We start from the raw sequence: 10,844 nt of genomic DNA on the forward strand, positions 1-10,844 counted from the left end.
GTCGCGCTGCCGGGCATCGCCCTTGGACTTCAACACACCAGATCGCAGGGATGCATCAAGTGGACGAACAACTCACGCAGAAAATCCTCGCTGCCGTCGAACAAGGTTTCGAGGAGCAGATCGCCTTCACCGAGGAGCTGATCCGCTTCCCCTCGCTGCGCGGCAAGGAAAAGCCGGCGCAGGATTTCGTCCATCAGGCGCTGGAGGCGCGCGGCTATGCGGTCGAGACGTTCCACATCGAGGAACACAAGATCAAGGATCATCCCGGCTTCTCGCCCATCGCCGTCGACTATTCCGATGCGGTGAACGTCGTCGCCACCCATGAGCCGCGTGAGGCGCGGGGCCGCTCGCTGATCCTCAACGGCCATATGGACGTGGTGCCGGAGGGGCCGCACGACATGTGGGAGGTCTCGCCGCCCTACGAGCCGAAGCGCGTCGGCGACTGGCTCTACGGGCGCGGCGGCGGCGACATGAAGGCCGGCATCGCCGCCAACATCTTCGCGCTCGACGCGCTTGCCCGCATCGGCCTGCAGCCGGCGGCGAAGGTGCATGTGCAAAGCGTGGTCGAGGAGGAATGCACCGGCAACGGTGCGCTCGCCTGCCTCGTCGAGGGCTACACGGCCGACGCGGCGATCATTCCCGAGCCGGAGGACGAGAAGCTGGTGCGGGCCAATTGCGGCGTGCTGTGGTTCGAGGTCACCGTCTCCGGGCATCCGGTGCATGTGCGCGAGGCGGGCACCGGGGCAAGCGCCATCGAGGCAAGCTACCGGGTCATCGAGAGCCTGAAGCGGATGACCGAGGCGTGGAACGCCGAAAAGGTGAATTACCCCTATTTCGAGGATCTCGAACATCCGATCAACTTCAACGTCGGCAGGATCGAGGGCGGCGACTGGGCGTCGAGCGTCCCGGCCTGGTGCAAGATCTCCTGCCGCATCGCCATCTATCCGGGCGACGACCCGAAGGATCGCGCCGCGCAGATCGAGGCGCATCTGGCGCGCGAATTGGCCGACGATCCCTTCCTCGGCAACCGCCTGCCGGAAATCACCTGGAACGGCTTCTTCGCGCGCGGCTACGTGCTGGAGGAAGGCAGCGACGCGGAGAAGGCGCTGGCCGCGGCGCATCGCACCGCGACCTCCAGCGAGCTCGAGGCCTTCGTCACGCCGGGCTATCTGGATGCCCGCGTCTTCGTCATCTATGCCGGCATGCCGTGCCTGGTCTACGGGCCGATCACGGAGAACATCCACGGCTTCGACGAGCGCGTCAGCCTTTCCTCCCTGAAGCGCGTGACCGGCGCCATCGCGCTGTTCATCGCCGATTGGTGTGGCGTCGAGCCCGTCGATCCGGAGGGGAAGCATGGCTGAGACGGGGGTGATCGAGGGCGTCTATCTGAGCTCCGTCTTCGATCTCGAAAAACTCTACGGCCGCGCCTTCGCCGCCCATGCGGACACGATCCGGCTGCGCCACCCGCACGAGATCGAGGATCCGGCGGCCGTGCGCTTCGCGCTTTGCTGGCGCCCGCGCGACGATGCCTTCAGCGCCTATCCCAATCTTGGCCTTGCCAGCTCCATCGCCGCCGGCATCGACAGCATCGTCAACTGCCCGAGCCTGCCTGCCGGTGCCCTCGTCACCCGCATTCGCGACGACGACCAGGGCGACCTGATGGCCGGTTACGCGGCATGGAACGTGGTCTGGCATCACCGCAACCTGCGTCATGCCATCGTCCATGAAGCCCGGCGCGAATGGTCTCGGCAGGCGCCGGCCGATGCCGTTCCGCCGCGCAATTGCACGGTGGGCCTGTTGGGCTACGGTCTGATGGGCAGGGCCATCGCGCGCGCCGTCACGGCGATGGGGTTTCCGGTGGTGGCCGCCGTCCGCAATCCTCCGCAGAGCCCGCCATCCGCCGGGGTCGGTTTCGAAAGCGGGGAGGGGGCGGCCGAGCGCGTCGCCGCCCGCGCGAACATCCTGATCAACGTCTTGCCGCTGACGGCCGAAACGCGCGGCCTCATCGGCGCGGCGTTTTTCGCCCGCATGCCGAAAGGCGCTGCGCTCGTCCAGCTCGGCCGCGGCGAGCAGCTGATCGAGAAGGATCTCCTCGCCGCGCTCGACAGCGGCCAGCTCTCCGGGGCCTCGCTCGACGTCTTCGCCGTCGAGCCGCTGCCGCCGGAGCACCCGTTCTGGGCGGATGAGCGCATCCTCGTCACCCCGCACCAGGCCAGCGAAAGCACACCGCGCCTTGTCGCCGAGCAGGTGGCGCGCGCGGCGCAGGAATTCGTGGCGGGGCGGGTGCCGGAAACGGCGGTCGACAGGGTCAACGGATACTGAAGGACGATCATGAAAGCGATTTTCGACGAACGCCAATTGCTGCACGCGCCCGCGCGCTATTTCCGCCGCGGCGCCAACATTCCCCATCCCGAGCAGGCCGAGCGCGCCATCCTCATCCGCGACATGCTGCTGCGCAACGGCTTTCCCGTCGAGGCGCCGCGCGATTTCGGCGAGGCGCCGATCAAGGCCGTGCACGATCCCGACTATGTGGATTTCTGGAAGGACGCCCACAGCCGCTGGCAGGCCGCGGCGCCGGGCCAGGATGCCGTTCCGAACTGCCATCCCGGTCCGCGGCGCGGCCGTCCGTCCTCCACCATTTTCGGCCAGCTCGGCTGGTGGACCACCGATACCTCCTTTCCCCTGACCGAGGGAACCTGGGAGGCGATCTACTGGTCGGCGCAGACGGCGCTCGAGACCGCCGAGCGCGTCAAGGCCGGCAGCCGCATGGTCTACGGCCTGTGCCGGCCGCCCGGCCACCACGCGCTGTCCAACGCCTCGAATGGCTTCTGCGCCTTCAACAATGCGGCGATCGCCGCTGAGAGCCTGCGCGGCCGTTTCGGCAAGGTGGCGGTGCTCGACATCGACACGCACACGGGCAACGGCACGCTCGACATCTTCTATGAGCGCGGCGACGTGTTCGTCTGCTCGCTGCACACCGACCCCGATCTTTATCCGACCTACTATCTCGGCTACGAGGACGAGCGCGGCGAGGGGGAGGGCGCGGGCACGACGCTCAACCTCTGCCTCAAGCCCGGCGCAGACACGGAAACGATCCTTGCCCGCTTCCGCGAGGGGCTTGCGGCGATCACGGCGTTCGGCGCCGAGGCGCTGGTCGTCTCGCTCGGCTTCGACATGGCCGCGGACGACCCGCTGTCCGAGGTGCGGCTGACCGGCGACGGCTTTGCCGCCATGGCGGGCGAGATCGTCGCCCTCGGCCTGCCGACGGCGCTGATCCAGGAAGGCGGCTATCTCGGTCCGTCGCTGGCGAGGAATGCGGAGATCTTCCTGACCACCAGCCGCGCCGCCCTCGCCGCCGAGCAGGAGCCGGCCTGAGCGGTCGGCGCATCTCATCTTCTGCCTGGAGCACCGGGTGCCCGTTCGCCCCCCTCTGCCCTGCCGGGCATCTCCCCCTCAAGGGGGGAGATTAGCGGACATCGACGGATAGCATTTTCTGCGACGTTCGATACTTGGTCGAAATCGCTGCGGCCATCCAATCTCCCCCCTTGAGGGGGAGATGGCCGCCCCGTTCGACAAGCTCAGGAGGCCAGAGGGGGGTGTGCCGCAGGCTGGAGCGGGATGAGGAAAGGTGTGAAGCGGCTTTCCGCCTGCATCCTGCTCCAACTGGTTGAAAGCGCGATCCAATGCTGCCGGACCGAGCCCGCACGACCGGCAATCCACTTCCGTCAGCCCTGCACCTTGACCCGTCGCCCCTCGCGCGCCGAGGCGGCGATGGCGTGGATGACCTTCTCGAACTCCAGCGCCTCGGCGAAGTCCGGCCCGACCTTGTCGCCGCCGGCGATCTCGCCGAGGAACGCGCCTGCCTCCAGCACCTTCAGGTCGTTGAAGCCGAGCTGATGGCCGGGCGCCGGGCAGAAGACGCCATAGGGCGCGTGCGCCGGTCCGGTGAGGATGGTCTTGAACCCCTGCTCGCCGGCCGGTCCCTCGTTGCGGTAGAGCTGCAGCTCGTTCATGCGCTCCTGCTCGAAGGCGATCATGCCCTTCGTGCCGTGCACCTCGAAGGCAAGCTTGTTCTTGCGCCCCCAGGCCGAGCGCGAGGTGCACAGGACGCCCTGCGCGCCGCTCGCAAAGCGCACCAGCGCCGAGGCGACGTCCTCGTTCTCGACCCTGCCTCGGCCCGAGCCGTCCGGCAGGGGACGCGTCTCGTGGATCGTCTGCATGTCGGCGATCAGGCTGTCGACCGGTCCCATCAGGCCATAGGCCATGGAGACGAGATGGCAGCCGAGATCGCCGAGCGCGCCAAGCCCGGCTTCCTCCATGCGCGCCCGCCAGGTCCAGGCAAGGTCGGGGTCGGCCTGGTAGTCCTCGTCGACGAAGCCGCGGAAATGCACCGGCCGGCCGATGGCGCCGTCGGCGATCAGTTGCCGGGCATGGGCGAAGGCCGGGTTCTTGATGTAATTGTAGCCGACCATGGTCTTCACGCCGGCCCTGGCTGCGGCCAGCGCCATCGTCCGGCCTTCCTCCAGCGTCAGGCCCATCGGCTTCTCGCAATAGACGTGCTTGCCGGCCTTGATGGCGGCGAGCGCCATTTCGCAATGCATCCGGTTGGGCGTGGTGATCGACACGATCTCCACCGCCGGATCGTTTACCAGCGCCCGCCAATCATCTGTCGCGCGGGCAAAGCCGAACTGCCCGGCCATCTGCCGCGCCCGCTCGGCGGGCGTGTCGCAGAGCAGCTCCAGCCGCGCCGCGGGCACGTCTCCCAGCACCGCCTTCGCCGCGCGGAAAGCCAGCGCGTGCGTCTTGCCCATGAAACCCGTGCCGATCAGGCCGATGCTGATTTCGCGCATGGAAGTCCTCCTCCACCGCATCGCTGCGAAGTCGAAAACGATCTTCGCAATGCACGATGCGTCGTTAAAGATGCTGCAGCGTGTTTATGCATCCGATGGAAACGCACCGCGCCGCAATGGAATTTTTATTCCAATTGCGTTAGGATTGGGATGGGTGTTTTGTCAAGCGAAAGAGGGGCCGTGCATGACCGAGGTTTCCGCTCCCGCATCGATCGAGGAACTGCTCGACCGGATGCTGGAGGTGTCGGACGGGTTGCCGAAAAGATTGAAGCAGTGCGCCGACTATGTGGCGGCCAATCCGGACCGGATCGCCGTGTCGACCGTCGCCGAGATGGCGGACGGGGCGGGGGTCAAGCCGTCCGCCTTCATGCGCTTCTGCCAGGTGCTCGGCTTTTCCGGCTTTTCGCAGATGCAGCGCCTGTTCCGCGATTCCTACGCCCAGAACTGGCCCGATTATGCGACGCGGCTGGAAAAGCTGCGCGAGAGCGGCGCCGGCAGCCCCTCGGCGCTTCTTGCCGAGTTCATCGAAGCCGGGCGGCTGTCGCTCGAAAATCTCGCCAAGACGATCGATCCGCGCACGCTGGACGCCGCCATCAAGACGCTGTCCGAAGCCAACATGGTTCACATCATCGGGCTGCGCCGGGCGTTTTCGGTCGCCGCCTATTTCGCCTATGCGTTCGAGAAGATGAGCGTGCCCACCATGCTGCACGACACGGTGGGGGCGCTCGACAGCCGGCACGCCATCCGCCGGGGCGACGCGGTGATCGCCATCACCTTTGCGCCCTACACGCCCGAGACCATCGAACTGGCCGAGGCGGCGCGCGCCGCAGGCGCCGAGGTGGTGGCCATCACGGATGCGATCGCCAGTCCGCTCCGGCCGATCACCCCGCTTTTGCTGACCGTTTCGGAAGCCGATTTCGGCGACTTCCGGTCCCTGTCGGCAACCCTGTCGCTGGCGGTCGCGCTGGTGGTGGCGGTCGGGGCGAGCGGGCGGCAGAAATAGAATTTTGATGTTGATTTTATCTGAGTAATGGAACATATCTTCCATTATTGCCGATGGACGAATGCCGCCCCACCGGCAGCCCGTCGGTGCCCGCGCCGGGAGGAAACAGTGGCGCGAGCGCGGCATCACGAGGGGGATTGCCTCTCCCTTCCGTGACGGCTGAACGAATCCATGGAGGAGACTGCGATGAAGCCCCTCGACCTCATCACCATCGGCCGCTCCTCGGTCGATCTCTACGGCGCGCAGGTGGGCGGGCGCCTGGAGGATATGGGCTCCTTCAACAAATATCTCGGCGGCTCGCCGACCAACATCGCCGCCGGCACGGCGAGGCTCGGCCTGAAATCGGCGCTCATCACCCGCGTCGGCAACGAGCATATGGGCCGCTTCATCCGCGAGGAGCTTCAGCGTGAGGGCGTTGACACGCGCGGCGTCGTCACCGACCCCGAAAGGCTGACGGCGCTGGTGCTGCTCGGCATCCGCGACCAGGAGCAGTTTCCGCTGATCTTCTATCGCGAGAACTGTGCCGACATGGCGCTCGACGCGGACGACATCGATTCCGCCTTCATCGCCGAGGCGCGCTGCGTCTGCGCCACCGGCACGCATCTTTCGCACCCGCGCACCGAGGCCGCGGTGCTGAAGGCGCTGCGGCTGGCGCGGGAGAACCAGGCGCTGACGGCGCTCGACATCGATTACCGACCCAATCTGTGGGGGCTCGCCGGCCACGACGCCGGTGAAAGCCGCTTCATCGAATCCCAGCGCGTCACGGCCAAGCTGCAGGCCACCCTGCCGCTGTTCGACCTGATCGTCGGCACGGAGGAGGAGTTCCACATCGCCGGCGGCTCCACCGACACGATCGAGGCGCTGCGCGCCGTGCGCGCGCTCACCAAGGCTGTCCTCGTCTGCAAGCGCGGGCCAATGGGCGCCTCCGCTTTCACCGGCGCGATCCCCGATACGCTGGATGAGGGTGAGGCCGGCGAGGGCTTTCCCATCGAGGTGTTCAACGTGCTCGGCGCCGGCGACGGCTTCATGTCGGGCCTGCTCAAGGGCTGGCTCTCCGGTGAGGACTGGCCGACGGCGCTGAAATACGCCAATGCCTGCGGCGCCTTCGCCGTCTCGCGGCACGGCTGCACGCCGGCCTATCCTTCCTGGGAGGAGCTGCAGTACTTTTTCCGCACCGGCATCCGGGACAGGGCGCTGCGCAAGGATGCGGCGCTGGAGCAGGTGCATTGGGCAACGACCAGGCATGGCGATTGGCGCGAGATGCGTGTCTTCGCCTTCGACCACCGCATGCAGCTCGAGGCCATGGCCGACGAGGCCGGCGTGCCGCACGAGCGCATCGGCGCCTTCAAGACGCTTTGCCTGGAGGCTGCCGGAAAGGTCGCCGACGGCCGGCACGGCTACGGCATATTGTGCGACGGGCGGCTCGGTCGCGATGCGCTCTATCGCGCCTCGGGCTCGGGCCTGTGGATCGGCCGGCCGGTGGAGTGGCCGGGCTCGCGGCCGCTGACGCTGGAGCCGTCGATCGGCCCGGATTGTGGCGGGCTCGGCGAATGGCCGCTGGAGAACGTCGTCAAGGTCCTGTGCTTCTATCATCCCGACGATGCCGCCGAGATGAAGGCCGCCCAGGAGGCGACCGTGCAGCGGCTGTTCGCCGCCAGCCGTCGCAACCGGCTGGAAATGCTGCTCGAGGTCATCCCGTCCAAGGTCGCGGCCTGCGATGATCACACGGCGGCGGCGGTCATCGAGCGCTTGTACGAGATCGGCGTTTATCCCGACTGGTGGAAGCTCGAGCCGATGACCTCGCGGGAGGCCTGGCGCAACGCCTGCGAGGCCATCCGGCGCAACGACCCCTATACGCGCGGCATCGTCGTGCTCGGCCTCGACGCGCCGGCGGAGGAGCTGGAGGAGAGCTTTGCGGTTGCGGCGGGCTTCGACCTGGTGAAAGGTTTCGCCGTCGGCCGCACCATTTTCGCCGACGCCGCCCGGCGCTGGCTGAAGGGCGAGATCGACGATGCGGCGGCGGTCGCCGACATGACGGCGCGGTACGGCGAACTCTGCGCGGTCTGGGACCGTGCACGCGCATCGGCCCGAAAGCCGGAACCGGTTTTCGGCAAGCACGATGCGCAACTCGGATAATCTGCAGCGTCCTGACGGACGCACGGCGCTGCAGGGCACGCAAGGGAGAAGCGGCATGAAAACCATCAGACTGACGGCGGCGCAGGCGGCCATCCGCTACATCGCCGCGCAGAAGAACGAGGAGGGCGAGCCCTTCATCGCCGGCGTCTGGGCGATCTTCGGTCATGGCAATGTCGCCGGCATCGGCGAGGCGCTCCATGCCGAGCGCGCGGCGATCGCCACCTTCCGCGGCCACAACGAGCAGTCGATGGCGCATGCGGCCATCGCCTATGCCAAGCAGCTCGGCCGGCGCCGCGCGATGGCCGTCACCTCGTCCATCGGCCCCGGCGCGACCAACATGGTGACGGCTGCCGCCCTTGCCCATGTCAACCGCCTGCCGGTGCTGTTCATGCCGGGCGACGTCTTCGCCGGCCGCGGCCCCGATCCGGTGCTGCAGCAGGTCGAGGACTTTTCCGACGGCACGGTGAGCGCCAACGACTGCTTCCGCCCCGTGTCGCGCTATTTCGACCGCATCGCCCGTCCCGAGCATCTCCTGACCGCGCTGCCGCGCGCCTTCCGCGTCATGACCGATCCGGCCGATTGCGGCCCCGTCACGCTCGCCTTCTGCCAGGACGTGCAGGCCGAGGCCCATGACTGGCCGGAGGATTTCTTCGCCGAAAGGATCTGGCGCCGGCGCCGGCCTCGCCCCGACGAGACGGAGCTTGCGGCGGCGGTCGAGGCGATCCGTGCCGCCAGCCGCCCGGTCATCGTGGCCGGCGGCGGCGTGTATTATGCGGGCGCCTCAGAGGCGCTGAAGGCCTTTGCCGAAAAGCATCGCATCCCGGTGGTCGAGACGCAGGCCGGCAAGTCGGCGCTGCCCTTCGACCATCCGCTCAACCTCGGTCCGGTCGGCGTGACGGGCGCTTCCAGCGCCAATGCCATGTGCGAGGAGGCCGACCTGGTGTTCGGCGTCGGCACGCGCTTCCAGGATTTCACCACGGGCTCCTGGGCTCTGTTCAAGAATCCGGCGCGCCGGCTGCTCGCCCTCAACGTCCAGCCCTATGACGGCTACAAGCATGGCGCCCTGCCGCTGGTGGCCGATGCCGCGGTCGGGCTCGAGCTCCTGTCCCGGGCGCTCGGCGGCTGGCAGGCGGCCGGCGCCGATCCGGCGTTGAAGGAGCGCTGGTTCGCGGCAGCGGATGCGGTCACCGCGCCGCCGTCGGCAGACGACAACGCGCTGCCCACCGACATGCAGGTGATCGGCGCCGTGCAGCGCGCCGCCCGCGAGGACACGGTGGTCATGTGCGCGGCCGGCACCATGCCCGGCGAATTGCACAAATTGTGGAAGGCCGGCCGGCCGGGCAGCTACCATATGGAATACGGCTATTCCTGTATGGGCTACGAGATCGCCGGCGGGCTGGGCATCAAGATGGCCGAGCCCGACCGCGACGTGGTCGTGATGGTCGGCGACGGCTCCTACATGATGATGAACTCGGAGCTCGCCACCGCCGTGATGATGGGGGTGAAGATCACCGTGGTCATCACCGACAATCGCGGCTATGGCTGCATCAACCGGCTGCAGATGGCGACCGGCGGGGCGGAGTTCAACAACCTGCTCGACCACGCGCATCATGTGAACCCGGCGCATATCGATTTCGTCGCGCATGCCGCCTCGATGGGCGCCGAAGCGCGCAAGGCGGGCTCCATCGCCGAGCTGGAGCAGGTGCTTGCCGACGCCCGGAACGCCGACGGCCCGTTCGTCGTTGTCGTCGATACCGATCCCTATCCCTCCACCGAGGCGGGGGGCTATTGGTGGGATGTCGCCGTGCCGGAAGTTTCCGGCCGCGTGCAGGTGAATGCCGCGCGCGCAAGGTATGAAGCCGCGTTGAAGGAAAGAAGCTGAATGATCCGCTACGGCACCAACCCCATCGCCTGGTCCAACGACGACGACCAGAGCATCGGCGCCCACATCCCGCTCGAGCAATGCCTGCGCGAGACCGCGGCGATCGGCTTCGACGGCATCGAGAAGGGCCACAAGATGCCCTCCGACGGCGCGGCGCTGAAGGCAACGCTCGCCGCGCACGGCCTCGTCTTCGTGTCGGGCTGGCACTCGCTGAACCTGCTCGTCAACGACATCGAGACGGAGAAGAAGGCCATCCAGCCGCATCTCGACATGCTGAAGGCCAATGGCTGCGAGGTCTGCATCGTCTGCGAGACCTCCAACGCCGTGCACGGCAACGACGCCGTCGCGCTCGCCGCCCGGCCGCGCCTCGAAGAGGACCGCTGGCCGGCATTCTGCGCCGGCGTCGAGGCGATCGCCGAATATTGCGCGGCGCAGGGCATCGCGCTGGTCTATCATCACCATATGGGAACCATCGTCGAGAATCGTGACGAGATCGGCCGGCTGATGGCCGGCACCGACCCCGTGACGAAGCTGCTGCTCGACACCGGCCATGCCTGGTTCGGCGGCTCCGATCCGGTCGAGCTGGCGCGCGCCTATGGCGAGCGGGTGGGGCATTTCCATGCGAAGAATGTGCGCCCGGCGGTCCGCCGGCAGGTCGAGCAGGAGCGCCTGTCCTTCCTCGAAGGCGTCCGGCGCGGCGTCTTCACCGTTCCGGGCGATGCCGAGGGCGGCGTCGAATTCCAGCCCGTGCTCGAGGTGCTGGCGCAGAAGGGCTATGACGGATGGCTGGTGATCGAGGCCGAGCAGGATCCGCTGAAGGCCGACCCCGTCAAGTACCAGTCCATGGGACTGACGGCGCTGAAGGCGGCTGCCCGGGCGGCGGGGCTGGACAGGACTTGACGATGGGCGCGTGCGGCACCACCCCCCTCTGGCCTGCCGGCCATCTCCCCCTCAAGGGGGGAGATCGGCTGTC

The 10,844-nt window shown here is 67.7% G+C and carries 8 protein-coding genes; 7 read left to right on the forward strand and 1 reads right to left on the reverse strand.

Annotated features, from left to right (window positions below):
- Positions 1-50: 50 nt before the first annotated feature.
- From NUU27_RS15975 to NUU27_RS15985, 3 genes are read left to right on the forward strand one after another with little or no spacing between them, the layout of a single operon-like run.
- Positions 51-1,361, forward strand: a complete 1,311-nt coding sequence (locus NUU27_RS15975) for an ArgE/DapE family deacylase (protein ID WP_257763130.1) — start codon at positions 51-53, stop codon at positions 1,359-1,361.
- Positions 1,354-2,322, forward strand: a complete 969-nt coding sequence (locus tag NUU27_RS15980; protein ID WP_257763131.1) for an NAD(P)-dependent oxidoreductase — start codon at positions 1,354-1,356, stop codon at positions 2,320-2,322. The genes NUU27_RS15975 and NUU27_RS15980 overlap by 8 nt, the downstream gene beginning before the upstream one ends.
- Before the next feature lie 9 nt (positions 2,323-2,331).
- Entirely contained in the window at positions 2,332-3,375 is a 1,044-nt protein-coding gene (locus tag NUU27_RS15985; protein WP_257763132.1) for a histone deacetylase family protein, read from the forward strand.
- Between the two features lie 350 nt (positions 3,376-3,725).
- Here NUU27_RS15985 and NUU27_RS15990 read toward each other — a convergent pair whose 3' ends face one another.
- Positions 3,726-4,850 carry a Gfo/Idh/MocA family protein gene (locus NUU27_RS15990; RefSeq protein WP_257763133.1) on the reverse strand — a complete coding sequence of 375 codons (1,125 nt, stop codon included), beginning with the start codon at positions 4,848-4,850 and terminating at the stop codon, positions 3,726-3,728.
- Between the two features lie 184 nt (positions 4,851-5,034).
- Here NUU27_RS15990 and NUU27_RS15995 point away from each other — a divergent pair, with 184 nt between their 5' ends.
- The 4 genes from NUU27_RS15995 (at position 5,035) to iolE (ending at position 10,771) form a co-directional block, all read left to right on the forward strand.
- Positions 5,035-5,853 carry a MurR/RpiR family transcriptional regulator gene (locus NUU27_RS15995; protein ID WP_257763134.1) on the forward strand — a complete coding sequence of 273 codons (819 nt, stop codon included), beginning with the start codon at positions 5,035-5,037 and terminating at the stop codon, positions 5,851-5,853.
- Between the two features lie 186 nt (positions 5,854-6,039).
- Entirely contained in the window at positions 6,040-7,989 is a 1,950-nt protein-coding gene (gene iolC, locus NUU27_RS16000) for a 5-dehydro-2-deoxygluconokinase (RefSeq protein ID WP_257763135.1), read from the forward strand.
- Between the two features lie 55 nt (positions 7,990-8,044).
- Entirely contained in the window at positions 8,045-9,871 is a 1,827-nt protein-coding gene (iolD, locus tag NUU27_RS16005) for a 3D-(3,5/4)-trihydroxycyclohexane-1,2-dione acylhydrolase (decyclizing) (RefSeq protein ID WP_257763136.1), read from the forward strand.
- Entirely contained in the window at positions 9,872-10,771 is a 900-nt protein-coding gene (gene iolE / locus NUU27_RS16010; protein ID WP_257763137.1) for a myo-inosose-2 dehydratase, read from the forward strand.
- Positions 10,772-10,844 lie beyond the last annotated feature (73 nt).

Source organism: Nitratireductor sp. ZSWI3, from assembly GCF_024655565.1.
Classification (GTDB): domain Bacteria; phylum Pseudomonadota; class Alphaproteobacteria; order Rhizobiales; family Rhizobiaceae; genus Nitratireductor.